Source organism: Streptomyces sp. NPDC030143, from assembly GCF_055573695.1.
Window position 1 is genome coordinate 127899 of the sequence record NZ_JBVIAY010000006.1, and the last position, 25874, is coordinate 153772.

At 71.4% G+C, this 25874-nt stretch carries 20 protein-coding genes; 9 read left to right on the top strand and 11 right to left on the bottom strand.

Annotation, left to right across the window (positions count from 1 at the left end; all coding sequences use genetic code 11):
• The first annotated feature begins 75 nt into the window (after positions 1-75).
• Positions 76-1284: a phospholipase D-like domain-containing protein gene (locus ACZ4YY_RS13170; RefSeq protein WP_468288003.1), complete on the top strand. Its 1209-nt coding sequence runs from the start codon at positions 76-78 to the stop codon at positions 1282-1284.
• 226 nt (positions 1285-1510) lie between these two features.
• On the opposite strand, the gene ACZ4YY_RS13175 is transcribed toward ACZ4YY_RS13170, so the two are convergent.
• The 6 genes from ACZ4YY_RS13175 to ACZ4YY_RS13200 all read right to left on the bottom strand — a co-directional run bounded on the left by ACZ4YY_RS13175 (position 1511) and on the right by ACZ4YY_RS13200 (position 7562).
• Positions 1511-2338, bottom strand: a complete 828-nt coding sequence (locus ACZ4YY_RS13175; RefSeq protein WP_468288005.1) for a cytochrome c oxidase assembly protein — start codon at positions 2336-2338, stop codon at positions 1511-1513.
• Complete coding sequence (locus ACZ4YY_RS13180; protein ID WP_468288008.1) at positions 2338-2901, bottom strand: DUF2243 domain-containing protein; 564 nt, start codon at positions 2899-2901, stop codon at positions 2338-2340. The genes ACZ4YY_RS13175 and ACZ4YY_RS13180 overlap by 1 nt, the downstream gene beginning before the upstream one ends.
• 752 nt (positions 2902-3653) lie before the next feature.
• On the bottom strand, positions 3654-4664 hold the full coding sequence (gene ppk2 / locus ACZ4YY_RS13185) for a polyphosphate kinase 2 (RefSeq protein ID WP_468288011.1): 1011 nt from the start codon (positions 4662-4664) through the stop codon (positions 3654-3656).
• A 114-nt stretch (positions 4665-4778) separates the two neighbouring features.
• Positions 4779-5021, bottom strand: a complete 243-nt coding sequence (locus ACZ4YY_RS13190) for a DUF6411 family protein (protein WP_468288014.1) — start codon at positions 5019-5021, stop codon at positions 4779-4781.
• Between the two features lie 65 nt (positions 5022-5086).
• Positions 5087-5755 (bottom strand): GNAT family N-acetyltransferase, encoded by a 669-nt coding sequence (locus ACZ4YY_RS13195; RefSeq protein WP_468288017.1) that lies wholly within the window; start codon positions 5753-5755, stop codon positions 5087-5089.
• A 73-nt stretch (positions 5756-5828) separates the two neighbouring features.
• Positions 5829-7562 carry a hypothetical protein gene (locus ACZ4YY_RS13200; RefSeq protein ID WP_468288020.1) on the bottom strand — a complete coding sequence of 578 codons (1734 nt, stop codon included), beginning with the start codon at positions 7560-7562 and terminating at the stop codon, positions 5829-5831.
• Between the two features lie 383 nt (positions 7563-7945).
• Between ACZ4YY_RS13200 and ACZ4YY_RS13205 the strand changes: the two genes are divergently transcribed.
• From ACZ4YY_RS13205 to ACZ4YY_RS13215, 3 genes are all read left to right on the top strand, one after another.
• Positions 7946-8329 carry a VOC family protein gene (locus tag ACZ4YY_RS13205; RefSeq protein WP_468288023.1) on the top strand — a complete coding sequence of 128 codons (384 nt, stop codon included), beginning with the start codon at positions 7946-7948 and terminating at the stop codon, positions 8327-8329.
• 328 nt (positions 8330-8657) lie between these two features.
• A complete protein-coding gene (locus ACZ4YY_RS13210) occupies positions 8658-9374 on the top strand; it encodes a tetratricopeptide repeat protein (RefSeq protein ID WP_468288026.1) in 717 nt (238 codons plus the stop codon).
• Between the two features lie 1123 nt (positions 9375-10497).
• On the top strand, positions 10498-11733 hold the full coding sequence (locus tag ACZ4YY_RS13215) for a glycosyltransferase (protein WP_468288028.1): 1236 nt from the start codon (positions 10498-10500) through the stop codon (positions 11731-11733).
• Positions 11734-11861: 128 nt separating this feature from the next.
• On the opposite strand, the gene ACZ4YY_RS13220 is transcribed toward ACZ4YY_RS13215, so the two are convergent.
• Positions 11862-12716: an alpha/beta hydrolase gene (locus ACZ4YY_RS13220; RefSeq protein ID WP_468288031.1), complete on the bottom strand. Its 855-nt coding sequence runs from the start codon at positions 12714-12716 to the stop codon at positions 11862-11864.
• A gap of 390 nt (positions 12717-13106) precedes the next feature.
• Between ACZ4YY_RS13220 and ACZ4YY_RS13225 the strand changes: the two genes are divergently transcribed.
• On the top strand, positions 13107-13877 hold the full coding sequence (locus ACZ4YY_RS13225; protein WP_468288551.1) for a GNAT family N-acetyltransferase: 771 nt from the start codon (positions 13107-13109) through the stop codon (positions 13875-13877).
• A gap of 334 nt (positions 13878-14211) precedes the next feature.
• Positions 14212-15576, top strand: coding sequence for a glycine betaine/L-proline transporter ProP (proP, locus tag ACZ4YY_RS13230; RefSeq protein ID WP_468288034.1), 1365 nt, complete (start codon positions 14212-14214; stop codon positions 15574-15576).
• 218 nt (positions 15577-15794) lie between these two features.
• Here proP and ACZ4YY_RS13235 read toward each other — a convergent pair whose 3' ends face one another.
• Entirely contained in the window at positions 15795-16688 is an 894-nt protein-coding gene (locus tag ACZ4YY_RS13235) for an MBL fold metallo-hydrolase (RefSeq protein ID WP_468288037.1), read from the bottom strand.
• A gap of 47 nt (positions 16689-16735) precedes the next feature.
• On the opposite strand from ACZ4YY_RS13235, the gene ACZ4YY_RS13240 reads away from it, so the two are divergent.
• On the top strand, positions 16736-17143 hold the full coding sequence (locus tag ACZ4YY_RS13240; RefSeq protein ID WP_468288039.1) for a MerR family transcriptional regulator: 408 nt from the start codon (positions 16736-16738) through the stop codon (positions 17141-17143).
• A gap of 680 nt (positions 17144-17823) precedes the next feature.
• Here ACZ4YY_RS13240 and ACZ4YY_RS13245 read toward each other — a convergent pair.
• From ACZ4YY_RS13245 to ACZ4YY_RS13255, 3 genes are read right to left on the bottom strand one after another with little or no spacing between them, the layout of a single operon-like run.
• Positions 17824-18687 (bottom strand): GDSL-type esterase/lipase family protein, encoded by an 864-nt coding sequence (locus tag ACZ4YY_RS13245; RefSeq protein WP_468288042.1) that lies wholly within the window; start codon positions 18685-18687, stop codon positions 17824-17826.
• A 36-nt stretch (positions 18688-18723) separates the two neighbouring features.
• Positions 18724-19806: a rhamnogalacturonan acetylesterase gene (locus tag ACZ4YY_RS13250; RefSeq protein WP_468288044.1), complete on the bottom strand. Its 1083-nt coding sequence runs from the start codon at positions 19804-19806 to the stop codon at positions 18724-18726.
• A 29-nt stretch (positions 19807-19835) separates the two neighbouring features.
• Positions 19836-20891, bottom strand: a complete 1056-nt coding sequence (locus tag ACZ4YY_RS13255) for a glycosyl hydrolase 53 family protein (protein WP_468288047.1) — start codon at positions 20889-20891, stop codon at positions 19836-19838.
• 539 nt (positions 20892-21430) lie between these two features.
• On the opposite strand from ACZ4YY_RS13255, the gene ACZ4YY_RS13260 reads away from it, so the two are divergent.
• Positions 21431-23335 (top strand): rhamnogalacturonan lyase, encoded by a 1905-nt coding sequence (locus ACZ4YY_RS13260; protein ID WP_468288049.1) that lies wholly within the window; start codon positions 21431-21433, stop codon positions 23333-23335.
• Between the two features lie 221 nt (positions 23336-23556).
• Complete coding sequence (locus ACZ4YY_RS13265; RefSeq protein ID WP_468288052.1) at positions 23557-25749, top strand: MMPL family transporter; 2193 nt, start codon at positions 23557-23559, stop codon at positions 25747-25749.
• The last annotated feature ends 125 nt before the right edge of the window (positions 25750-25874 follow it).

Here is a 25874-nt window from a genome sequence, read left to right on the forward strand (position 1 = left end):
GCCGGGCAGTTGCTTCCACGGGCTCGTCCGCGGGCCCCAACGACCTGTCCTCATCCGTACGACGGGAGACTCGGCGTGATCCTCGACGGCATACCGGCATCCTCGGCTCGTGCCGCCGCCCCTGACGCGCAGGCCCGCGTAAAGCGCCTGCGCCGCCGCCTGGAGCGGCTGCTCGGAGTGGCCGCCACCGAAGGCAACGAGCTGGTGCCCCTGCGCAACGGTGACGAGATCTTCCCCGCGATGCTCACGGCGATCCGCTCGGCCCGGCACACCATCGACATGATGACGTTCGTGTACTGGCGCGGTCAGATCGCCCACGACTTCGCCGGCGCCCTCGCCGAACGGGCCCGCGCGGGCGTACGGGTGCGGCTGCTGCTCGACGGCTTCGGCGCCAGGGAGATCGAACAGCGGCTGCTGGACCTGATGGACGCGGCGGGCGTGCAGGTGGCCTGGTTCCGCAAGCCCGTATGGCTGTCGCCGTTCAAGCAGAACCACCGCTGCCACCGCAAGGCCCTCGTCGTCGACGAACACACCGCGTTCACCGGCGGAGTCGGGATCGCCGAGGAATGGTGCGGCGACGCCCGCGACCCGGGCGAGTGGCGGGACACCCACGTCCAGGTGCGGGGCCCGGCCGTGGACGGCATCGCGGCGGCGTTCGCGCAGAACTGGGCCGAGTGCCACGACGAACTCTTCGACGAGCGGGACCGCTTCACCGAGCACCGCCAGGCCGGCACCTCGATCGTCCAGGTGGTGCGCGGCTCCGCCGGCGTCGGCTGGCAGGACATGCAGACCCTCATCCGGGTCCTGCTCACCTCCGCCGAGGAGCGGTTCCGTCTCGCCACCGCCTACTTCGCCCCCGACACCTGCTTCGTCGACCTGTTGTGCCGGACCGCCCGTCGGGGCGTGCGCGTCGAGATCCTGCTTCCCGGGCCCCACACCGACCAGCGCGCGTGCCGGCTGGCCGGCCAGCACCACTACACACGCCTGCTGACGGCGGGCGTCCACATCCGGCAGTACCAGCCGACCATGATGCACGCCAAGGTCATCACCGTGGACTCGGTCGCATCCCTCATCGGATCCACCAACTTCAACCGCCGGTCCATGGAGCACGACGAGGAGGTCGTGCTCGCGGTCCTGGACGAGGCGTTCACCGCCGCACTCGACGGCGACTTCGAGGAAGACCTCGAGCGCAGTGTGGACATCGACCTGTCCCGGTGGAGACGACGAGCCGTGGTGCAGCGTGCCAAGGAGGCGGCCGTGACCCCGATCCGGCGCTTCCTGTGACCGGACCGGTGCCCTGAACATGTTCCTGGTGAAGCTCGGGCCATCCGGCCATCCGGCCATCCGGCCATGCGGCCCCCTCCGGCCCGTGCGATCCGTCGCAGCCGTCCGCGCCCCGCTGGCGCCGGTACGACCACTGCGCCCGGCGGGACGACCTGCGCCGCCGGCGGGCTCGTGGAGCGACTCGGCGGCGCTGCTGGACCTGATGGAGGCGTGTCGGCTCCGGGGGTCAGGCGGCCGCTGATCCTCTGCGGGGGGCGATGCCTCCGGTCACCGGGCGCCGGTGGTCGGGGCGCCAGGTGGCGATCAGGGCGGCGGCGACCAGGAGTTCGGCGATGTCACCGCCGTAGTACATGATCTGTGCGCCTCCCTGGACCTGGTCGACGGGCGCGTGGACGTCCACCCAGAAGCCGCCGTACATCAGCTGCGAGATCACCGCGTGCGTCGCGACGGCGACACCGAGGCAGACCAGCCGTGTGCGTACTCCGGGGCGGGCGGGGGCGGGGTCGGGGCCGGCGATGACGTGGGCGAACAGGCATCCGGACAGGAGGAAGTGGGCGTGCAGCGGCCAGTGTGCCGCGGGGTGGTTCGTGATCGCGTTGTAGAGGGGGGTGAAGTAGAGCACCGCCAGGCTGCCCGTGGACAGTGCGAGCGCCACCGGCGCACGGCCGGCCAGACGGGCGGGTGGGCTGTGCAGCACGGCGGTCAGTCGGCGTGCGCTCGCGACGGGCAGCGTGCGCAGGAGGAGGGTGACGGGAGCGGCGAGAACGAGCGCGAGCGGCGCGTACATGCCGATGAGCATGTGCTGGACCATGTGGCCGCGGAAGTCGTGGTGCGCGAACGGGGCCACGGGTGGCAGCAGCGCGACGCCGAGCAGCAGGGTGCCGGTGAGGAACCATGCCGTCCGCCAGGGGCTCCAACCCAGGGCGGGGTTTCGGCGGCGTGCCCGGCGAGCCAGCATCAGGTAGGCGGCAGCGGCAGCCAGCAGGGCGACGGTGGTCAGCAGCGCCGGCAGGACGTGGCCGGTGTGGGCGTGAGCGGGCAGGTCGTGGTCCATCAGGCCCTCCGGCCCGCATGTCGGCCGGCCGGGGCGTCGGGGTCGAAGGGCCGGCCGCTGCGCTGGAGCAGGTAGCCGCCGGCGACCAGCAGGGCGCCCAGTACGAGGAAGCCGATGTCCCACCCCAGCTGGTTCTCTCCGGCGTACACGTGGTGGATGGCGAGGATGTGGTGGTCCATGACGCCCTCGACGAGGTTGAACAGGCCCCAGCCGACGAGCATCCAGCCCCACAGCACCCGGGAGGTCCACACCCGGAGCCGGTCGTGGGTGACCCGCGAGTACAGGACGGCGAGTCCGAGCAGCACCGAGAGCCAGCACACCGTGTGGAAGACGCCGTCCCACAGGGTGTTCATCTCCAGACCGGAGACCGTGTCGGGGTCGTAGTACTTCACGCCGATGTGGTCCTGGTCGGTGCTGCTGAGCATGTGGTGCCACCGCAGCAGCTGGTGCAGCAGGATGCCGTCGGCGAACCCGCCCATCCCCACGCCGAGCACGACGCCCGGCAACTGGATGCTCCTCGGTCGTGCGATGCCGGACAGGGTCTCACCCGACGTACTGGCCATCACTCGTCTCCGCTCCCGCACCCGCGTGCCCAGGGGAATACCTCGACAGCAGGTTCCCCTCCCCCACGCCGCTCACCCCGCCTCACCGTTCATCGGCCGGTTCAACTGCCACTATCAGGTCATCCCCACCGCCACATGGCCGACCAACCGGCACATCCCCCTCAGCAGCAACCGACGAGCGGACAGGCCGCCTCACCGGAACCCGCCAAAGCCGGGCACTCCCACTCGACGGCGAAGCCGGACCGTCCGTCGACCGAGGCGCCGGAGCGGACGCGGAGGACCGCCGGCCGGGGCACCGGGCCCGGCGGACGACACCCGGCTCCGGGGCGGCGGACCAGGTGCCGTCCAGCGGGTCAGCCGGTACGGCGGGAAGGGTGGTCTGTGCGCCGGCGGCGTCACTGCTTGACGCCGCCGGTGGCCAGACCGCCGCGTCGGCTCGGCGTGCCGGTGGGCATCGGAGCGATAGAAGCCCCCCGCGCTCGACGACGCGATCCGGCCGACGGCCGCCGATGACGAATGGTTCGCCGCGTTCGGCCGGCACAACGGCTGGGCAAGGTCCAGGCCCGGCACCCGGGTGGAGCCCCTCCTCGAGGAGTTGCGCGGGCCCTTCGGTGCGCAGCGTGAGGGCTGGGCAGGACGCCCGGACACGTTCGAGGCCTTCACCGCGCTCCTCGGCGAACGGGCCCCGCGTGGCACGGGAGACGGCCCGCCGCGGCTGGGGCCTGGTGGGGGTGCCGTAGGCGACGCCGGGGTCAGCGCTGCGCCCCGTCGGTGTTCCCGGGGTGGTGGCCGGGGCGGTGGTCGTAGCCGGCCAACGGGGTGGGGGAAAGGTCGGTGGGTTCCTCACCGGCCTCCAGCAGGGTGTTCGCGGCGCCCACGATGAGCGGGTCGGGCTTGCCCACGGCCTCGTGGTCCTTGGCGGGATAGTCGCAGCGGTCCAGGAGACTGCGCATGGCCTCGAGCCGGCCGCGGCGTTTGTCGTTGTTCTTCACCACCGTCCAAGGGGCGTGCGGCGTGTCCGTGGCCCGGAACATGTCGACCTTGGCGGTGGTGTAGTCGTCCCACAGGTCGAGCGAGGCGAGGTCGGTGGGCGAGAGCTTCCAACGGCGCACGGGGTCCACCTGGCGGATGGCGAAGCGGGTGCGCTGTTCGGCCTGGGACACCGAGAACCAGAACTTCGCCATCAGGATGCCGTCCTTGGTCAGCATCTCCTCGAACAGCGGAGCCTGTTCCAGGAAGGTGCGGTACTCGACCTCGGTGCAGAAGCCCATGACACGTTCGACACCGGCCCGGTTGTACCAGGAACGGTCGAAGAAGACGATCTCACCGCGGGACGGCAGATGGGGCACATAGCGCTGGAAGTACCACTGGCCCATTTCCCGCTCCGTCGGTTTCTGCAGTGCCACGACCCGAGCGCCTCGCGGGTTGAGCCGCTCGGTGAACCGCTGAATCGTTCCGCCCTTGCCGGCCGCGTCGCGGCCCTCGCAGAGCACCACGATCCGCTGACCGGTCTCCTTCACCCAGCGCTGCATCTTCAGCAGCTCGATCTGCAGCACGCGCTTGGTCCGCTCGTACTCGGCCCGCTTGATCTTCCGGTCGTACGGATAGTTCTCCCGCCAGGTGTCCAGGGGACTTCCGTCGGCGTCGAGGAGGATCGGTTTCTCCGGCCGGCGTTCGTCCACGCTCATGCCGTCGAGCAGGTCCTCCTCGACTCTCGCTTCGTCGTCCTCGTACGAACGGACCTCATCGTCGTGCTGTGACATCACAAAACTCCTGGGTGTGCCTCGGTGCCGACAGGGTCGACGCCCTTCTGAGGCGCCGGCGACGCAGCGCGCGCCGGCCGTCGACCGCCCACCGCCGACCGCGGCGGACGGTGCTCAGAACGGCAGGCGGCCGCGGGCGCGACGCCCGGCGGAGCCACTGCGGCCGACCGCGCGGGAACTGGAGCTGAAGGGCTTGCTCAGCAGTCGCCCCAACCGTCCGGGAGCCTTGGCGCCGGCCCGTGAGCCGGCTCCGAGGCCGCGCTGGGCGCCGTTCTGCGGATGCCTGGACAGACGAGGCAGGAAGAAGGCCAGCACGGCCAGGACGACGCAGGCGGCAATGACAACGGCGATGACCATCACAAACTCCCTGGGGCTCACTTGTCGGTCGCTTCCGCTGCACCGCGTGCCCCTTCCCCTCACAATCACTCCCGGCCGAGCGATCCTGCCTGGCCCGACCGCACCGGCCGCACCCCACCGGGGCACCGCCCGCACCGCCCGCACCGCCCGCACCGGCTGCCCCAGGACGGGATCACCGGCAGGCGCCGCCGCGCGGACGTCGCCCTGTCCGGGAACTCACCCCCGACCACCCGTCCCGGCAGCCGTCGACCGTCGTTCCATGAGACCAGCCGGTCCCGCTGGTCCCACGGCGGGACGACCGTGAACCCGAACCGCTCGTACAGACCGATCGCGCCGGTCCGCCACTCCCACACCGACAGCCGCACGGCACTGACGCCGCTGCCCTCAGCATGCTCGATTGCCGCTCTGATCAGGCGGGACGCGACACCCTGACCCCGGAAGGCCGGGTCCGTCCAGAGTCGCTTGAGCTCGCACCGCCCGTCGACAGGCCTGGTCGCCACGAGACATCCCACCGCGCTGTCCCCGCTCCACGCGAGCAGCACGGCATCGTCGACGAACACGGCCTGCGGGTCCACGATCTCCATCCGGTAGCGGTCGGGCAACGCATCCACACCGCCGACGGCCTCACCCTTCTCGGCCTGCGTCTGTAGATGGTAGGCCGTCAGCAGCCGGCCCAGCGCGGAAGCGTCCTGACCGGGTCGGCGAGCGGTGACCAGCTCGGTTCGGTGCGTCATGACGTGAGCATCGCATGAGCGGTCGTCCGTGCTCCCATGCTGCGCCGGCGCGCGCCCTGCGAAGCCGTCCTGCTCACAGTCGGGTCAGTACCACCTCGACCGAACCGTCCGGCCCGACCCTGCGCCACGGGTACTCGCACACCAGACGGTCGACCGGCGCTGTCTCGATGACGGGGCGGTCGGGGAAGTCCCTGCAGGTGTGGTGGTCGGCGTACTTCGAGCACGTCCCGTCCGGCTTGCGGAACTGGTGGGACTCCCAGGCCATCGATCCCACGAGATGCTCCTGGGGCGCCGTGGGCAGGTACTGGTTGGTGAAGAACGAGCCGATCATGCCGCCGGCCAGAGCCATGGCGAGGAGCACTCCGGCGGCGGTGAACTGCCGGGGGGACGTGGTGGGCGCCGCCGCCCGTCGGACGAGCGGTGCCAGTTTCCTGGTCAGCAGGATGCACGACAGCACGGCGAGCGCCGTCAGCGTGACCTGGATCTGCATCATCGTGCGCGGGAAGAGCTGCACCTGCTGGTCCGCCTCCATGTGGCCGGCCAGCCAGAAGCGGATGAGCCACGCGCTGGCGAAACAGGCGAGCGGGGCGACGACGACGGCCTTGCGCAGGCCGAACGCGACGGCGATGCCGAGCCCGATCAGCATCACGACGGCGTACACGTGCAGCCCGGAGAAGTCGCCCATGCCCGGGTACTCCCCCGGCTCGTCCCACGCCCGGCTGCTCAGCGGGGGCGTGCCGATGTAGGCCGGTTCGGTCAGCGCGTACCCGGAGCACCACTGGTCGCGGGTGCCGGTGGCACCGAGCAGAACCTGCAGGTACACGCCGGCCACGAGCAGGAACGCGGCCAGGCAACTGCCGAGGAAGAGCAGGCCGCGCAAGGGGGCCGTCCGCCACGGGTAGAAGAAGAGGACGGCGATGATCACGCCGGGCAGCGACCAGAGGTGCCAGCCCGCGTAGATGAGGAAGAGCAGGCCGAGCAGGGCCCCGAGGAGGCCGCCGCGCAGCGCCGTGCCTCGGGTGGTGAAGCGGGGTGAGGCCTTCAGCCACAGCAGCAGCTTCGCGATCAGCGGCAGGAGCACCACGAGGACGAACGGGCTGTAGGGCTTGAGGGGCAGCGTCTGCTGGAGCGCGGGCAGCAGGCCGACGGCGAGCGCCGCCAGCGGCGTCAGGCACATGCGCCAGGCCAGGTAGGCGGCCGGGCCGGTCAGTGCGAGGAAGGCGATGAACAACCACTTCAGAGCGAAGGCGGGCTGCCCGTCGAAGAAGCCGGCCTTGGCCGTGTACCCGAGCAGGTACGGGACCGCCGGCGGATAGAAGGCGTCCATGGAGCCGGTGTGCAGCACCTGCTCCGCCCAGCCGAGAATGCGGTTGTTGTCGGCATAGGGTCCGTTCAGCGGCCAGGGTGTGCCCCGCAGGGCGAAGACCTGGCCGGCGCCGAGGTAACCGGTGCTCAGCCCGGCAACGGCCGCGGCGGCCAGCCGTACGGTCAGGGCGCGGACGCGTCCGCTCGCCCGCACGGTCGCCCAGACCACGACACCCACGATCACCAGCACGAGCAGCGCCAGGCGGAACTGAAGGTTCGACAGTCCGCTGACCTGGCCGATGCGGGTGATCGGGTTGTTGTCGATCGACCGCCCCCAGGCGGTGAACCCCAACGCCGCCACCACGGCGACCACGCTCTCACCGGCAGCGGGCCCCCAGCGGCGGGCGACGGTCCTGGCCGGACCCTTGCGAGCCGGCGGGGCGGGCACGCTCGTCCCGCCCGGGTCCGACGTGACGGGCTGAAGGGGTGGAGCTGTGGTCAACTGAGTCTCCAGGATGCACGGCGGGCCGGGTGGGGCCTGCCGCCGTGAGTGAGTGGTGAGCGGTGCTGGCGGACCCTGTGTGATGGTTGTGCACCCTGGTGACGACAGCATGGCGGACGGCTGCACACCGCGTGTCCATCAGCTCGCCCGTACCTGACATGTGCGGGTCCGACGGAGGTGCCCTGCGGCGTGTCAGGGGATGCGACAGGACTATGTGCGCCCGGGCCGTGCGGCTCAGGCGGACATAGTGCAAGGACCCCTGAGACTTTTGAACGAAAGGGGAGGCCGATCAGCTCGCGGCGTCCGGTGCGTCGCAAGGCAGGTGCAGCCTGACACGCAGGTCCGGTAGCGGGCTGCGCCGACGCTGAGGCACGATCGCCTGCATGGTTTCGGTGATACAGAACGTGGCGATTGACTGTTCGGACGCCTATGAGCTGGCTCGGTTCTGGAGTGAGGTGACCGGCTGTCCCCTGGACCCGCAGGCCAGAAGGGGCGACCGGGAGACTCAGGTGATGCTCGCGGAAGGCCCGGTGCTGTACTTCAACCAGGTGCCGGAGCCGAAGACGATCAAGAACCGGATCCATCTGTGCCTGCGTCCGACGACATCGCGCGAGGAGGAGATCGAGCGGCTGTTGAGTCTCGGAGCCACCCTGCTCACTGATCACCGGAAGCCCGACGGCGCGGGCTGGGCCGTCCTGGCCGATCCTGAAGGCAACGAATTCTGTGTCCTCCGTAGCGAGTCCGATCGCGCTGCGACGCCCTCCTGAGGCCCGGGCGCTCGGACCGGGAGTCCCATGACGGCGGGTCACCAGCACTCGTTGGGCGCGGCGACCAGCACGGTCGCCTCATCGCGACGACAGGCTCGTCGTGCCCTGCGGCGGCAACGGCTCCGGCCGGCCCGCGGTCTGTTCGAGTCGCTCGTCACGGCGATCGTCAGCCCGGTAACCGCTCGGCGCCTGCGCCGCCGTCCCCTCGCCTGAACGGTGTCCCTGCTGTCGGGGGACGATGTCTGTCGGAACACGCCTAGGATCTTGGGAAACCGCCGCGTTACGGGTGCGGAGACGCCCGGGGTCCCAAGAACCTCGGGCACACGGGGTGGAGCAGGGGGAACAGATGGCGCGATGGCAGCCTCCGGAGCCGTTGGCCCAGGGTGTCGAGTCGGCTGCGGAGGCCGGCGACGTGACTGCGATGCGACAACTCGGGACTTATCTGTACGAATCACGCCACCCGGACGAGGCCGAGAAGTGGCTCCTGGCCGCGGCTGAGGCGGGCGACCCCGAGGCGATGTACACCCTGTCGGGACTCCATCACGACCGAGCGTCGAGGGAGACACCGTACGGCAGGGCTCACGATGTCACAGCCGCGTCCTGGTGCAGGCGCGCCGCGGAAGCGGGCTCGGTCGCGGCGATCCGCAGCATGCGCGCGTGGGCGGACCCGGGTGAGTGCGAGTTCTGGACCCGCAAGGCCATCGACACCGGTGATCCGCACGCGCCCTCGGCACTTGCCCATCTGCTCGACGAAGAGGGACGTCCGTCCGAAGCCGAGCACTGGTACCGCCACGACCTTCATCGACCCGACTACCTCGGCTTCCACGCACGTGACGACCTGGCTGCCTTCCTCACGAGGCAGGGGCGCCCGGAGGAAGCGGTGCCGTACCTGGCGCAGAACGCGGAAGCGGGATCCTCGGCAGCCGCGCGCCGACTGGCCGACGTCCTGGAGAGGCTGGGCAGGCAGGAGGAGGCTCTCGTGTGGCGCCGGCAGGTCGACACGCTGCGCGCCCGCGAGCGCGAGGAAGAAGAGCCTCCGTGCTGAACCGGAGCCGGCCGGCATCCCTGACGTGCTGGAACTCGTCCGCCGTGCTGTAAGGGGTCCTGAGGCTCCCTCGGGTGCATCCGGCGATCTCGGGTGGCGGAACCGCTGCCCCTGACCGCTGGCGTCCCGACCTGAGAAGGCCGGTGACGGAGACGGTGAGGTTCCTCCCTGTCCCGTCCCGGCTTGTCCAGGGCAGCGGCGGTCAGGTGGCGGCCCGGATCCGGAAGTGCAGGTCGGCCGCCCGGCGAGGACGGGCTCGCCGTGCGGATCGGTGACCGCGGTCACGGCCGGCCCGGCGGTCGTGACCAGTTCCTCTCACCGGTCACGCGTGTACCAGTGCATGACCCAGGGGCGCTCCACCACGCTGCCGGGTCAAACCCCTGGCGGATTTCCGAGAACTCCCCACTCCGGGCACCCCTCGGAAACGGCAGGGCGGAAGACGTCGACGAGAACCGCACGCTCAGACGGCCCCCGATTCATCACTGGAAAGATGGCCGGCATCAAGAGGAAGTCGGGATCAACGCCATAGGCTCGTGCCCATGGATGCGCTCTTACCGTTCCTGATCTTGGTGGGATCCCTTGCCGCGGTCCTTGGCTTCTTCACCTGGCTGGCGGCGCGTATCCGCCGACGGGGTCTCGCCGGCGGCGCCATGAGTGCGGCCCTGGCCTCGTACGAGGAGGCGTTCCGCATCACGGCTCACGAAGCCCACATCGAGATTCGGGCCCAGGCGGAACGAAAGGCGCCGCTGCTCTCGCCTGACGACCACTGGGGCCCTGGCGGTGCGGGCCGTGCGAGGGCGGTAAAGCGTCGATCCCCGCAGTCGCGCCCACGCCGCTCACGACGAGGGCTCGGCCGCTGGACCGACCGGCTCAGGCGCGGTCGCTAGTCCTCTGAGTCAAGAATTCTTGTCACGCCGGCCGGCACCCGAAAGCTGCCGGTTCGGCTGCCCGGACCTGCGGGCGCGGGACGGCGCGCCGTTGGAGCCCGCATGACAAAGGCAAGGAGATCGGACTCCTTGCCACTCTCAACTTATAGCGCAATGGGGGGCTTGCGGCAAGGCCCCCGTCGTACCGCAGAATCGGCGGCCGAAAGCCAGAACCTGCCAAAAATGGGAGTGACGCAGTGCGAGTGTTATTGACGTCATGGGGATCGCGCGGAGATGTCGAACCGCTCGCGGGACTGGCGGTGGAGTTGCGGGAACTCGGTGCGGAGGCGCGGGTGTGCGCGCCTCCGGACGAGGAGTTCGCGGCGCTGCTGGCGCGGGTCGGCGTGCCGCTGGTGCCCCTCGGTCCGACGGTGCGCTCGGTGGTCGCCGGCCCGAAACCACCGACGGCGAGCGACGCGTTCCGGCTCGCCCCCGAGTTGGTCGCCGCGCGGTTCGACACGCTCACCACGGCGGCCGAGGGCTGTGACGCGGTGCTGGCGACCGGCCTGATGCCGGTCGGCGCACGGGACGTGGCCGAGAAACTGGGCCTTCCCTACGTGTTGGCGTGCTTCCACACCTTGGGACTGCCGTCGCGGCACTTCCCTCCGGGACCGCGGCCGGGCAAGCCGTCCCCGCGGGGCGAGACCGACAACCGGGTGCTATGGGAGCAGGACGCCCAGCGGGTGAACGCGTTGTACGGCGAGGCGCTCAACAGGCACCGGGCCGCGATCGGCCTGCCGCCGGTGGACAACGTCCGCGACCACGTCCTCACCGACCGGCCGTGGCTGGCGGCGGACGCGACGCTGTGGCCGTCGCAGGGGAGGACGGACCTCGACATCGTCCAGACCGGAGCGTGGATCCTCCCCGACGACCGTCCACTTCCCGAGGAGTTGGCGGTGTTCCTGGAGGCCGGCCCGCCGCCGGTGTACGTGGGCTTCGGCAGCATGGCCGCGCACGCCCCGAAGGACATCGCACGGGTGGCCATCGAAGCGTGCCGTGCGCAAGGCCGCCGCATGGTCCTCGCCCGTGGCTGGGCGGGCCTGGGCCCGATCGACGACGCCGGCGACTGCTTCGTGGTCGGCGAGGTCAACCAGCAGGAGCTGTTCCGCCGGGTGGCCGCCGTCGTGCACCACGGCGGCGCGGGCACCACGACGACGGCGGCCCGGGCCGGCGCGCCCCAGGTGGTGGTCCCCCGGATCGCGGACCAGCCGTACTGGGCCGCCCGAGTGCCCGAGCTGGGCATCGGAGCGGCTCACCTCGACCCGACGCCCACCGTCGAGTCCTTGTCCGCCGCGCTCGCCACAGCCCTGACTCCGGAAACCCGGGCGCGGGCGCGGGCCGTGGCTGGCACGATCCGCACCGACGGGGCGTCGGTGGCCGCGAAACTGCTGCTCGAGGCAGCCGGTCGACGAGGGTCGTCCGTGGCCGTGTGACCACACGGGCTCGTCAGGCCGAGCCACCGATCCCTCTCCCTGGATGAGGAGTTCGTGGCGGAGGGCCCCGCTGGCCGCGCCGTCGGGGCAACGGGGCCCTGCCCACGAGCGTTGTCGAGGAACAGCGGTCAGTCGGGCAGTCCTCGAACGAACCCCGCGACCAGTTGGGCCACCGCTTCCGGCGTCTCCAGGGTCATGGGGTGGGTGGCGTCGATCCGGTCGACGCTGATCGTCGGCCGGGTGCGGGAGAGCACGGCCAGTTCGTCGGCGACCTTTCGCGCGAACCGGGCGCTGACATCGTCGAACCACTCCATGCCGGGGGTGGACGGTAGGCGTCGGCCGGCCTGTACCAGCAACAGCGGGCAGTCGACGCCGTCCAGCCGGCCGGCGATGCCGAGCGCGCCGATCCTGAGGAGTTCGTCGTGGATCTCCAGCGCCTCCGCCCGCTCCGGCAGCGTCTGCCACCTGCCGTCGGGCAGCGGGCGCGCGGCCGCCCGGGTGGCGGCCTCCGCGCGATCGGCGGGAATTCCGAACCGGGCGGCGTTGACCACCCGCTCCTCGACGTACTCGGGTGGCGCGATGGCTCCGGCCGACGCCAGCAGCCCCGCCCCGACCCGTTCGGCGCCGGGGTAGTCGCGTCCCCACCAGAAGCCGTCGAGATTGACGGCGGCACGGGTGCGGTCCGGGTATGTGCGGGCGTACTCGACCGCGACCAGCCCGCCGAGGGAATGGCCCACGACCACGGCTTCCGGCACGTTGTGCGCGTCGAGCGTGTCCGCGATGTGCCGTACTGCCGCGGGGATGGTCCAAGGGGAGATGCCGGGTGAGCGGCCGTGCCCCGGAAGGGTGACGGCGAGGACCCGGTGCTCGGCGGTGAGCAGGGCGGCCGAGGCGTCCCAGTCGGCGAACGACCGTCCGAAGCCGTGAAGAAGAACGAGTTGCGGGCCATCGCCCCCGTAGTCATGAGCATGTAGGAGTGTCATCGGGCTTCACAGTACGGCGCACGCCATGGTCCGAACACCGAATTGGAGGACGTCTGCGCACGCACGGACGCGGGCCGTGGTGCGCCGGGTTCGTCACCCGGGCGGTCGCCGCGCAGTGCCCCGGGGCGGCCGCCGCCCGGGGCTGGGTGTGAGGCCGGAGGTGGGTGCCATCAGGTGCGGCCGGCCATGACACCGCCGCCGACGTCCCGGACGGCCGGTGACCCGCTCGGTCCGGGCCGGCAGCAGGAAGGCGACGGTGGCGGGCACGTCGTCGGGCGGGGCGGCCCCGCCCGTGTTCGCTGCGGCACCGCCGGTGGGCAGACATGCCACTGTCGACGAACGAACGGAGGAGCCGGGGTGACGAGGAGAACCGCTGACGCGGTGGAATCGATGGAGCAGCTCGCCATGGTCTGGCGTGCCATGGTGTCCGACCGGGATCCCGGCGCGGACGTGCGGGACCTGCCGGGCATCGCGGTGCGGTGGGCGGACTGCCGGTTCGCCTTTTGGAACTGCGTCACGCTGACCGACGTCGGGGCGGACGCGAGTCTCATGGAGGAGCGGCTGGGGCGGGCGGCGGACATCATGCGGTCGAAGGCGCACGCGGGCTTCTTATGGGTCTTCGAAGACCTCCTCGACCCCGAGGCGCGCGCGACTCTGACGGAGGCGGTCGGGCGTGCCGGTCTGGCGCACGCCTTCTCGGGCACCGGCATGGCCGGTGACCTGCTGCCCGTCCCGGAGCCGACACACCCCGACCTGACGTTCGTGCGGGTCGGCACGGACGAGCATCTGCGGGCCTACGCGGACCTCAACTCCCGCGCCTACGGCATGCCGCTGGAGGACGGCCGGGACGGTCTCGAAGGCTCAGCGCTGTGGAAGAAGGAGGTACACGCCTACCTGGGGATGCGCGGCGACGTCCCCGTGACGTGCGCCGGGACGGTGGAAGCGGACGGCCGCCTCTTCGTCGTCCTGGTGGCCACGGACCCACGGTGGGAGCGCAGGGGTTACGGGGAGGCGGTGACCCGCAAGGCACTGTACGAAGGGGGCCGGGCGACCGGTGCGACCCGGGCCACCCTGCACGCCACCGCCGCCGGCGCGCCCGTGTACCCACGGATCGGCTTCCGGCCCAACTCTCCTCTGCACTTCTTCACCCTGGGCAGTTGACACGCGCGAACCTGCCCGAGCCCGGGCGGGCCGCTGCCTCGCGGTGACGTCGGCCGAATGACGCGAGGAGTGCGGAGAGGCCGTCGGCAGGCCGTCCGGGCTGCTCGGGCCGGCCGACGACACCTGTCGTCGCAGAACGCGAGATGGCTCACAGCGCGCCCCGCAGGGCATCCCTCCGGGGCGCGCCTGCGTGCGCGGCATTAAGGTGCAGTGAGCAACGAAGTGCATACGGCACGTAAAGGGGCAGATCCCGCTATCGTCGCTGTCCTGGCCTGCCGCCGGCGCCGTCGAGCAGACCCGTTCCTGCCCCCGACGAAAGTAGGCGAGCGACGTTTTGCCCACTGCCACACCCACTACCCCCCGCACGACTCCCCCGGCCACCCCGGGGAACGCCACCGTCACCGACCCGGCACTCGTGAAGCGCGCCGTGAAGGCCGCGGCGCTGGGCAACGCGATGGAATGGTTCGACTTCGGCGTCTACAGCTACATCGCGGTCACCCTGGGCAAGGTCTTCTTCCCCTCCGGGAACCCGACCGCCCAGTTGCTCTCCACCTTCGGCGCCTTCGCCGCCGCCTTCCTGGTCCGCCCCCTCGGCGGCATGGTCTTCGGGCCGCTCGGCGACCGCGTCGGCCGCCAGAAGGTGCTGGCCCTCACCATGATCATGATGGCGGCGGGCACCTTCGCCATCGGCCTCATCCCGTCGTACGCCTCGATCGGCGTCGGCGCCCCGCTGCTCCTCCTGGCCGCCCGTCTGGTGCAGGGCTTCTCCACCGGCGGCGAGTACGCGGGGGCCTCCACCTTCATCGCCGAGTACGCGCCCGACAAGCGGCGCGGTTTCCTCGGCAGTTGGCTGGAGTTCGGCACGCTCGCCGGGTACATCGGCGGCGCCGGGCTGGTCACGGTGATGACCGCCCTGCTGTCCCCCGAGGACCTGCTGAGCTGGGGCTGGCGGATCCCGTTCCTGATCGCGGGCCCGATGGGCGTCATCGGCCTCTACCTGCGGATGCGCCTGGAGGAGACCCCTGCGTTCGCGGCCGAGGTCGAGAAGGCCGAGTCCAGCCGCCCCAAGGTCCCGCTGCGACGGATGATCACGGGCCAGTGGCGGGCGCTGCTGCTCTGCGTCGGCCTGGTGCTGGTGTTCAACGTCACCGACTACATGCTGCTGTCGTACATGCCGAGCTATCTGACCAGCGAGCTCGAGTACGACGATACGCACGGCCTGCTCGTCGTCCTCGGTGTGATGGCCCTGATGATGGTCGTCCAGCCCTTCGCGGGCGCCCTGACCGACCGTGTGGGCCGTCGGCCGGTGATCGCCGTGGGCTGTGCGGGCTTCCTGCTGCTGTCCGTCCCGGCCCTGCTGCTGATCCGCCAGGGCGGTCTGTTCGCGATCGCGCTCGGCATGGGCGCCCTGGGCCTGCTGCTGGTCTGCTTCACGGCGGCGATGCCCGCCGCGTTGCCGGCGCTGTTCCCGACGAACGTCCGCTACGGATCGCTGTCGATCGGCTTCAACGTCTCCGTCTCGCTCTTCGGCGGCACCACCCCGCTGGTGGTGACGGCCCTGATCGGCGCGACGGGGAACATGATGATGCCCGCGTACTACATGATGGCCGCCGCCGTGATCGGCGGTGTGGCCGTGTGGTTCATGGCGGAGTCGGCGGGGCGCCCGCTGCCGGGCTCGGCACCTTCGCTGGAAGGCTGAGACGTCCCGGACGAGGGGGCGGCCGCAGGCACGGGCGAGGGGGCGGCCGCAGGCACGGGCCGCAAGGCGCAGGGGCGCGAACCCGCAGGGCACGGGGCAGGAGCCACGGAGCGCGGGGCCGGAGCCCGCGGGGCGCGGGCCCACGGGTCACGAGGCGCAGGGCGCGAACCCGCAGGGGCCGTGACAGTCCGCCCCTCGGCGGGTTCGCCCGCCTCGCCTCAGGCGCGAGCCTGGCTTCCGCCCTCGGCAGCGGATCCCCGTCTCGGGCCCGGCCCGGAAGCCGTCGTCGAGGGCGGCGCGGGCCGGTCGGGCCGGGGCCGGTGGAAGCGGGCCAGTTCCCAGGGGTCGTGGGCGGAGAAGACCGTGACCCGGTCGCCGTGGTCGCGGACCAGCTCGCGCAGCCTCGCCTGGGTGCCCAGCCGGAGGTCGCGGTGGACCTGCGAGGTGGTCTGGACGACGTCCAGCAGCGGATGCGGTTCCTTCAGGTCCTCGACCTCGCGGTGGTAGTAGTACGCGTCGCCGCAGTGCAGCAGCCACCGGTCGTCCTGCAGCACGGCGACCCCGCTGTGGCCCGCGGTGTGCCCACCGAGCGGAACGAGCAGGATCTCCGGCGGCAGCACCTTCGGCCGCAGCGCTGTGAAACCGAACCAGTCCTCGCCCGGCTCGTCGTGGGCGACCCAGCGGGGGCCGTGGGCCCAGCGGGCCGGGCGGTAGCGGCCGCTCGGGGCTCCGGTGAGGGCCGCGTCGAGTTCGGCGGCCGTCACATGGACCTGTGCGTCCGGGAAGTCGGGCAGGCCGCCGCAGTGGTCCACGTCCAGGTGGGTCACGACGACGTGCCGCACGTCGGACGGCGCGTGGCCGAGCCGCTCGATCTGCCGGACGGCCGTCTCCTCCTCGTCGAGCACGGGCTCGGCCATCGCCACCCACTCCGCGCCGAGCGCGCCGTCCGGGTCCCGGACGTCACCGAGACCCAGCCCGGTCTCGACCAGGACCAATCCGTCGGCATCGGTCTCCAGCAGCAGGCAGTGGTTGACCGCCGGGGCGGGCGGCGGGCCGTCGTAGGTGGCCTCGATCGTGCGGACGGAGCCGCAGTTCAGGTGATGGATCTTCATGGCGACTAGGCTGCGACTTCAACCGCGGTTCAAGTCAAGGTGGTGCGATGGGCGAGGAACTGGTCGACATCGGTGAGGTCGCGCGGCTGTCCGGGCTAACTCCCTCGGCGCTGCGCTTCTACGAGCGCAAGGGCCTGATCGCCCCCGCCGGACGTAACGGCCTGCGCCGCACCTACGCGCCGGACGTGTTGGACCGCCTGGCACTGATCACCTGCGCGCGCGGCGCCGGCCTCTCGGTCGCCGAGATCAGCCGGTTCCTGGCGGCGCGGCCGTCAGACGCGGAGCTGCGGGTGCGCATGGACGCCAGGGCCCGCGACCTCGACGCCCAGATCGGGCGGCTGACGCGGCTGCGCGACAGCCTCCGGCACGCCGTCGTCTGCGACCACGAGCCGATCGTCGACTGCCCCGACTTCAAGCGGGCCGTCGGCGGGGTGGCCGCCGCGGAACAGGGCTGAGGCAGGCCCCGGGGCCCTGGAGGCATGCCACGTCGGTGACCCCGAGGACTGCGACCCGCCGTGCGGGCACCGGTGCCCGCACGGCTGTCCCGAGGGAGAACTCGGTGGCCGGCCGCCTCGTTCCGTGCGCCGTCCGCGTCCGGGGCTGCCACGACGGCCAGGCCTCGGCCGGCGGCACCGGAGCAGCCATGTCCGCCCGGCCGGTGACGTCGGAGTCAGGGCAGGGGCGGAGTGTCCGCCGGTCCGGGCCGGTCGGCAACAGCAGCAGCGCCCCGAGCGGCGCGCGCGTCTCCTCGTGCGTCCGCGGGTTCAGAAGGGGAGCACGGGGCGGCGGAGATCTCCCGGAGCCGTGTGGAGGCCTCCGGGAGGTCCGGGGCGGCGGCGGTCCCGCTGCCCCCGCCACCCCGGCCGATCACCCGCCCCGCGTCACCCACTCGTCGCCCCGGCCGATCGCCCGCCCCGCGTCGCCCTCTCCCGGCGTGCGTCATCTCCCGGTGGCCGGCAGCCCGTGGCCGCCCCGGCCGGCGTAGACGCTGTCGTAGACCGGCCGTTCGACTCGTTCGGGTCGGAGAGCGCGTTCTTGACCTGGCCGTCGACGACGAACGGGGTGGAGCCGCTCCCGGGCGCCGAAGGCGCCGACCGTGATCCCTCGACGACCGGTTCGGAGTGGCGGCGGAGCGCTATCTCAAGTACGCGGCGAGCGGGAGGTTCTGACGGCGTACGTCCCCGGCGACGAGGCCCGCGATCCGCTGCGCGCCGTAGGTGTCGAAGTGGGTGCGGTCGTCGCAGAAGAACGCTCCCACGGGGCCCGACCCCCAGTCGCCGTTGTGCGGGCAGAAGCGCAGGCTGTTGTAGAGCGAGACGCTCAATGTCTGGAGGTCCACGACCGGCGCCCCGGTGGCGCTCCCCGCAGCGAAGGTCTGGGTGACGAAACCGCGGTTCTTGGTCGCCGTGGCGCCGGAGCAGGTGAGCGCGGCCACCGGGGTCAGCAGCACCGGGTGCGCGCCGCGGGCCAGGGCCGCCCGCGCCATCATGGTCAGCAGTTGCTGGTACCGGGTCGGGCCGACGTGGCGCGGGCAGGTGGAGGAGGAGTCGTTGATGCCGAACTGGATGAACAGGTAGTCGCCGGCCTTCATCCCGGTGCTCGCGTTCAGCATCGCCTGCCAGCGTGACGAGTACGCGGCGGACGTGAGACGGCACTCGCCGTCGGCGCCCATGGTTGCGCTCACGTTCGACTCGTACAGCCAGGTCTGGACGCTGCGGCCTCCCACGGCATGGTTCCTGACGGTCACGTCGCTGTTGAACAGGGCGTCGAACTGGCTGCCCCAGCCGACCGGGCAGCGCGCGCCGGGATTGGCCATGGTGGAGTCACCGGCCAGCCAGACGGTGACCGGGGCGGCCGCCGTACGTGCGGCCGGGGTCGCGGCGCGGGAGGCGCCGGCGCACTGCGCCGAGGTCCTCTCGGCCGCCGTGGCGGGGTGACCGCCGAGGCTCGACAGGGCGATCACCAGCGCGGCCGTGATCAGTACGCGGAGGTTCTTCATCGGGTCCCTTCCGTAGGCGGGCGCCGTCGCGCCTCGTCAGCGCAGATGGGTGGCCAGGGGCAGGCGCTGCTCCCGGATGCTCTGCAGGACCAGCCCGCCGATCTGGGTGGCGCCGTACTGCGAGAAGTGGGTGTTGTCCGTGACGCCGTCGACGGAGGAGCGCAGGAAGAGCTGCGCGGAGGCGGACGGGCCGAGTGACTCGACCAGCGCCTTGCTCTTGGCGGTCAGATCGATGACCGGAACTTTCTGCGCCGCACCGACCGCGCGCATCTCGGCGGGCAGGTTCGCACCGACGCCGTTGACGTGCAGCGCCGTGGACGTGAGCCTGGTGCCGTCGAACAGCCGGCGGACGGGCGGGGTCACCAGGACCGGGACACCGCCCTTGGCGCGGACCCGCGTGATCATGGAGGTGAGGTTGTTCCGGTAGGCGGAGGCGCTGGTCTGCTTGTCGTTGTGGCCGAACTGGATGAACACCGCGTCGTTCGCCCTGACCCTCGACAGCAGTGCCGGGAAGAGCGCCGAGTTGGCCAGGAAGCTGCTCGAACTCTCCCCGGAGTCGCCGTAGTTGGCGATGACGGCGCCCGCCTTCACCGAGGGGGTGATCATTTGCCCCCACCCGGTGTAGGGAGCGGCCGGCTGGTCGCAGACCGTCGAGTCACCGGCCAGGTAGGCGACCAGCGGGCGGGTGGCCGGCTGCACCGACACGGCGGAGACGTGCGGGAGGGGCCCGGCGAACCGGAGGTTGAGGCCCGGGGTCCCGGTGCCGCCCTGACCCGTCGGCTGCCCTTCCGGCTGCCGTACGTCGATCGTGAAGGAATAGGTGGCGGTGGCACCGGCCGCCGTCGTCGTCACCGGCAGCATCAGCCGTCGGGCCTCCGCCCAGATGTCGGTCTGCCCGGCGGCCGTGCCACCGAGGGAGACGGTCACGTCGTAGGCGCCCGGCGCGACGGCGTAGTGGCAGGTGATCGGCGAGGTGCCGGAGCAGCCGGCCGGCAGCGCCCGCACGGTGACCGCACCGGCCTGCGCCACACCGCTGCCGGCCAGCGCCCCGAGGGTCAGCACACCGGCCGTTCCCATGCGAAGAAGCCGCCCCCGGCGGCCCATTGAAGTCATGCCCATTACAACTCCTGTTCCGAAGCGGGTGCCGCTCAGGCCTGCGTGAAGCCGTTCATGATGACGGTGGGCCGCCGGGTGGAGGAGTCCCAGGCACCCATGGCGTAGCCGGTGAACGGGGACATGCACTCCGGCTCCCAGTAGAAGATGCCCTGCCCTCCGTTGGCCTTCAGCGCCTTGGTGTAGGCGACCAGCGCGGCCTGGGTGGAGGAGGCCCGGTCCACCCGGCCGCCGAACTCGCTCTGCAGGAACGGCTTGCCGTGGGCGGCGGAGATCCTCTGCATGTTCGCCACGATGCCCGGGGCGACGTCGGCGCTGCCGTAGGAGGAGAACACCGACATATCCCATTTGCCGCCGTTGGCCGCGAAGCGGCTGAAGAAGGTCGTCATGACGTCGTACTTCTGCGGCTGGGCCAGGTGGATGCACACCGTCGAGTTCGGCGACACCGCCTTGACCTGGGTGTACGCCGCGTTGAGCAGGCCGGTCATCTGCGCCGGGTTGGACACACTGCCGACGGGGCGGCATATCCCGCCGTTGATCTCGTTGCCGATCTGGACCCAGGTGGGAAGCACGTCGTTGTTCTTCATGACGGTCATCGTCTGGTGGACGTACGCGCCCATCGCGGTGAGCATCTGGCTGTAGGTCATGTTCTTCCACGCGGCGGGCGGGTTCTGCACCCCGACGGAGTTCCAGGTGTCACCGAACATGTAGTCGAGCATGATCGACATTCCGGCGGCCTTGACCCGCTTGGCGAAGGCGGCGACCTCGTTGATGGCGCAGTGCCCGTTGGCCGGGTCGCCGGAGGGGTTGACGAAGGTGCGCAGCCGGACCGCGGTGATGCCGTAGCCCTTGAGGATGGCCAGCAGGTCCTGGGGCTGCCCGTTCGCGTTCCTCCAGGAGTAGCCGTGCGCCTCCATCTGCGGCACCCAGCTGATGTCGACGCCCTTGACGAAACCCGCCGCGGCGGCGGCAGGCGTCTCGAGTTCGGCGAACGCGGCAGCGGTGGCGATCGCCCCGGCGGTCGCGGTGGTGGCCTTGAGCAGGGTACGGCGGCTGATCCGCGGGGAGCCGGATGGACGGGTCGGGGTCATGGTCGCTCCTCTCCGTCCCGCCGACCGCGGGTGGGACCGGCGGCCGGCCGACGGATGGTCGTGGGGGGTGGGTACGTCGAGGCGTGGCGAGCGCAGTGAACCCCCTTCGGTGCGACAACAACCGACACGGGAGCACCGGGTCGGCGATGCGCGCTCCAGGAGCGCGTGCCGCGACCCCGCTCCATCGACGTGTGAGCGTTCCCAGCACAAGTGGGGTTGTGCACAGGCATCCGTAGGTTTTCACTGGCGTGCTTGGCAGTTCGGTGGTCAGCCGACTGTGATCGATCCCAGTCAACGCCTGAGGGGCATCACGCAGTTTCTCGGGCGGGCACGTGACTGTCAATCAGCTGTGAAGGAGAAAGTCACGAGTCCCAACAGGGCCGAACACCAAAGTCCGACAGAATCCTTGACGGGGTATCAGCCTCTTCTTACGCTCGCACTGCATGGGAGCGTTCCCACATCTCGCGGGTGCCCCATCGCCCTCGCGCCCCACCGCAGGAACACTGCTCATCCTCCTCCCCCACGCCCCGGAGGTCATCGTGACCGACGCACCCTGGCGTCCCCGCACCGCACCACGGCCCCGGCGGCTTCGGCGCCGGCCGAGCAGTCGGCTCATCGCCGGCACGACCGCCGCCGCCGCACTGGCCGTCAGCGCACTCACCGGGCTGCCGCAGACCGCGCACGCCGCGACCGCGCGACAGGTGGAGCGCCTCGACCGAGGACTGACCAGCACCCACACCAGCAGCGGGAACCTGGTGTCGTGGCGGTGGCTGGCCACCGACCCGAACGACGTGGCGTTCAACGTCTACCGGGACGGAACCAAGCTCAACCCCTCGCCCCTCACCGCCTCCACCAGCTACTTCGACTCCGGCGCCGCAGACTCGGCCGCCTACACGGTCCGCGCGGTGGTGAACGGCGCCGAGCAGGCCTCCTCCGAGCCCGCGCGCCAGTTCAGGTCCGGATATCTGAACGTGCCGATCTCGCCGCCGGCCGGCGGCACGACCCCGGACGGGGTGGCCTACACCTACGAGGCGAACGACGCCTCGGTCGGGGACCTGGACGGGGACGGCGCGCTCGACTTCGTCCTGAAGTGGCAGCCCACCAACGCCAAGGACAACTCGCAGTCGGGATACACCGGCAACACGATCGTCGACGGCATACGGCTGGACGGCACCCGTCTGTGGCGGATCGACCTGGGCCGCAACATCCGCTCGGGCGCGCACTACACCCAGTTCCAGGTGTACGACTACGACGGTGACGGCAGGGCCGAGGTCGCGATGAAGACGGCCGACGGCACTCGGGACGGCACCGGCGCGGTCATCGGCAGCGCGTCCGCCGACCACCGCAACTCCTCCGGCTACGTGCTGTCCGGCCCGGAGTACCTGACGATGTTCAACGGCCAGACGGGCAAGGCGATGCAGAGCGTCGACTACGCCCCGGGCCGCGGCACCGTCTCCTCCTGGGGGGACTCCTACGGCAACCGCGTGGACCGCTTCCTCGCGGGCACCGCCTACCTCGACGGCGCCCGCCCCTCGCTGATCATGGCGCGCGGCTACTACACGCGCACGGTCATCGCCGCCTGGGACTGGCGCAACGGACAGTTCACCCGCCGCTGGACGTTCGACACCACCTCCTCCTCCAACGCCGGCAAGGGCTACGACGGCCAGGGCAACCACAGCCTGTCGGTCGCCGACGTCGACGCCGACGGCAAGGACGAGATCGTCTACGGCGCGATGACCGTCGACGACAACGGCAGCGGGCTGTGGACGACCAGGATGGGCCACGGCGACGCGGGTCACGTCGGCGACCTCAACCCCTCACGGGCGGGCCTGGAGTACTTCAAGGTGTCCGAGGACTCCAGCAAGCCCGGCTCGTGGCTGGCTGACGCGCGCACCGGCCAGATCCTGTGGCGGACCGCCTCCGGCACCGACAACGGCCGCGGCGTGGCCGCCGACGTCTGGGCGGGCAGCCCGGGAGCGGAGGCCTGGTCCGCCGCCGACACCACACTGCGCTCCGCCACCGGAGCCTCCCTGGGCCGCGAACCGTCCAGCGTCAACTTCCTCAGCTGGTGGGACGGCGACCCCGTCCGCGAACTCCTCGACGGCACCCGCATCGACAAGTACGGCACCTCCGGCGACACCCGCCTGCTCACCGCCTCCGGCGTGCACTCCAACAACGGCACCAAGTCCACCCCGTCCCTCTCCGGGGACATCCTCGGCGACTGGCGCGAGGAAGTCGTCTGGCCCACCACCGACAACCGCGCCCTGCGCATCTACAGCACGCCGTACCAGAGCAACCTCCGCATCACCACGCTGCTGCACGACACGCAGTACCGCACGGCGCTGGCCTGGCAGAACACCGCCTACAACCAGCCCCCGCACCCGAGCTTCTTCCTCGGCAACGGCATGCCCACGGCCCCGCGGCCGGCCGTCTACACCCCCTGAGAACTCCGACGTGCGACCGCCCGTGCCCGCCGATGCGTCGGTGAGCACGGGCGACGCGCAGCGGGTGCCTCCGGGCCGTTTCGCGACCGCCCGTCTACTGCGCACGCAGCAGGAGCAAGTGTCTGCGAACGGCCAATGACGAGAGACCAGCGGAATGCGAGCGTCAGAGTGGGCCGCAACGTCGGCCCGGCCGCTTCACGTTCCACTGGAAAGGCTCGTCGATGTCCCCTCTCGCCCACTGGTGCCACCGGCACCGGCTCGCCGTCGTCCTGGCCTGGGTGGGCTTGTTGCTCGCTCTCGGCGCCGGTGTCGGCGCGGCCGGCAACGCCTTCGGCAACAGCCCGACCTCGCAGAACACCGACTCCGCCAAGGCGACGGCCCTGCTGCAGCACGCCTCGAACAGCGCGGCGGGCAGGAGCGGCAGGATCGTCTGGCAGGTGAACGGCGGCAGGGTCACCGAGCCCGCCGCGCGGCGGGCGATGACCGATGCGCTCGAGCGCATCGCCGACGCGCCGGGGGTCGCCTCGGTGACCGGCCCCTACACGCCGGACGGGCGGGCGCAGGTGAGCCGGGACGGCGCGACGGCCTACGCCACCGTCGCGTTCGAGAGTGAGGTGGCGGACGCCCAGGTCGACCACGTCGAGGAACTCGCCACCGCCCAGGAGACGGCGAGCCTGCACATCGCGCTCAACGGACAGGCGTTCACCGTCGATCCGAAGCCGAACGCGGTCGCCGACGCCATGGGCATCGTCCTCGCCTTCGTCGTGCTGCTCTTCGTCTTCCGGGCGGTGTGGGTGGCGGCGCTGCCCATCATCACGGCCGTCGTCGGCGTCGGCACCTCCGCGGTCGCGGTGATGCTGCTCAGCCATGTCATCACGCTCTCCGACACCACACTGACCCTCGGTTCGCTCATCGGTCTGGGCGTGGGCATCGACTACGCCCTGTTCATCGTCAACCGGCACCGCGCCCACCTGATGGCGGGCCTGGGCGTCGCCGATTCGACGGCCAAGGCCCTCAACACCTCCGGCCGGGCCGTGGTCTTCGCCGGGCTGACCGTCGTCGTCGCGCTGCTCGGCATGCTCACCCTCGATGTCGGCATCATCAACGGCATGGCCGTCGGTGCGGCCGTCACCGTCGTCCTGACCGTGCTGGCCGCCGTCACCCTGCTGCCCGCGCTGCTCGGCATGATCGGCCCGCGGATCCTCAGCCGCAAGGAGCGCCGGAAGCTCGCCGGCCAGGCCGGGCGGTCGTCGCACGCCACCGGTCCGTGGGGTCGGTGGGCCACGCGGGTCCAGGCCAGGCCCAAGCTCTTCGGCGTGGCCGCCCTGGCCGTGCTGGTGGCGCTCGCGTTCCCGACGCTGTCGCTGCGCCTGGGCGCGTCCGACGACGGCAACCTGCCCGCCACCTCGACGAACCGCCAGGCCTACGACATGATCGCGGAAGGGTTCGGCCCCGGGTTCAACGGCCCGCTCGTCCTCGCCGTCCAGGCCCCCACCGCCGCCGACAGGGCGGCCGAGGCCAAGCTCGTCACCTCGCTCCAGCAGGTCGACGGCGTGGCCAGTGCCACCGCCGCGCCCATGAAGGCGGGACAGACCGTCGGGGTGATCTCCGTCGTCCCGACCACCTCCCCGCAGTCGGCCGCCACCTCCGACCTGATCCACCACCTGCGGGACGACGTGATCCCGCCGGCGGAGCGCGGCACGTCCATGAAGGTGTACGTCGGCGGTGTCACCGCCAGCAACGACGACTTCGCGTCGGTCCTGATGAGCAAGCTCCCGGTGTTCGTCCTCGTGATCGCCGCGCTCGGCTTCCTGCTGCTGACCATCGCCTTCCGCAGCCTGCTCATCCCGGCCGTGGGCGCGGTGCTGAACATCCTCAGCATCGGGGTGGCCTTCGGCGCTATCGTCGTCGTCTTCCAGTACGGCTTCGGGGCAGGAGCCCTCGGCCTCGGCGCGGCCGGCCCGATCGAGTCGTTCGTGCCGATCCTGGTCGTCGGCATCATGTTCGGCCTGTCCATGGACTACCAGGTCTTCCTGGTCAGCCGGATGCGCGAGGAATGGGCCCACACCGGGGACAGCCGCCGTGCCGTGCGGGTCGGCCAGGCCGAGACCGGCAAGGTGATCGCCGTCGCCGCCGCCATCATGGTCTGCGTCTTCGGCTCCTTCGTCTTCGGCGGCATGCGGGTCATCTCCGAGTTCGGCGTCAGCCTCGCGGTGGCCGTCGCCCTCGACGCCCTGTTGATCCGCATGGTCGTCGTCCCCGCCGTCATGCACCTGTGCGGACGGGCGAACTGGTGGCTGCCCCGGCGGCTGGACAAGGCGCTGCCCCGGGTGTCCGTGGAAGGCCCCGCGGACGAGCCCGGACAGCCGCACCACCCGGCGCGGCAGCCGCAGACCGTCGGTGTATCCGACTGACGGCTCCGACCCCGCGCGGGGGGGGGGGGGGGGGGGTTCCCCCCCCCCGGACGGCCCCCGCCCTCCACCGAGGGGGGGCAGGGGGGAGGGGGGGGGGGGGGGGGGGTGTTTCTCCCCTAACCGAA

Excerpts from the sequence above, each read along its gene's own strand:
- ACZ4YY_RS13175 (WP_468288005.1), bottom strand. The coding sequence starts at position 2,338 with ATGGACCACGACCTGCCCGCTCACGCCCACACCGGCCACGTCCTGCCG.
- ACZ4YY_RS13180 (WP_468288008.1), bottom strand. The coding sequence starts at position 2,901 with ATGGCCAGTACGTCGGGTGAGACCCTGTCCGGCATCGCACGACCGAGG.
- ppk2 (WP_468288011.1), bottom strand. The coding sequence starts at position 4,664 with ATGTCACAGCACGACGATGAGGTCCGTTCGTACGAGGACGACGAAGCG.
- ACZ4YY_RS13190 (WP_468288014.1), bottom strand. The coding sequence starts at position 5,021 with ATGGTCATCGCCGTTGTCATTGCCGCCTGCGTCGTCCTGGCCGTGCTG.
- ACZ4YY_RS13195 (WP_468288017.1), bottom strand. The coding sequence starts at position 5,755 with ATGACGCACCGAACCGAGCTGGTCACCGCTCGCCGACCCGGTCAGGAC.
- ACZ4YY_RS13205 (WP_468288023.1), top strand. The coding sequence starts at position 7,946 with ATGGTTTCGGTGATACAGAACGTGGCGATTGACTGTTCGGACGCCTAT.
- ACZ4YY_RS13220 (WP_468288031.1), bottom strand. The coding sequence starts at position 12,716 with ATGACACTCCTACATGCTCATGACTACGGGGGCGATGGCCCGCAACTC.
- ACZ4YY_RS13225 (WP_468288551.1), top strand. The coding sequence starts at position 13,107 with ATGGAGCAGCTCGCCATGGTCTGGCGTGCCATGGTGTCCGACCGGGAT.
- ACZ4YY_RS13235 (WP_468288037.1), bottom strand. The coding sequence starts at position 16,688 with ATGAAGATCCATCACCTGAACTGCGGCTCCGTCCGCACGATCGAGGCC.
- ACZ4YY_RS13240 (WP_468288039.1), top strand. The coding sequence starts at position 16,736 with ATGGGCGAGGAACTGGTCGACATCGGTGAGGTCGCGCGGCTGTCCGGG.
- ACZ4YY_RS13245 (WP_468288042.1), bottom strand. The coding sequence starts at position 18,687 with ATGAAGAACCTCCGCGTACTGATCACGGCCGCGCTGGTGATCGCCCTG.
- ACZ4YY_RS13250 (WP_468288044.1), bottom strand. The coding sequence starts at position 19,806 with ATGGGCATGACTTCAATGGGCCGCCGGGGGCGGCTTCTTCGCATGGGA.
- ACZ4YY_RS13255 (WP_468288047.1), bottom strand. The coding sequence starts at position 20,891 with ATGACCCCGACCCGTCCATCCGGCTCCCCGCGGATCAGCCGCCGTACC.
- ACZ4YY_RS13265 (WP_468288052.1), top strand. The coding sequence starts at position 23,557 with ATGTCCCCTCTCGCCCACTGGTGCCACCGGCACCGGCTCGCCGTCGTC.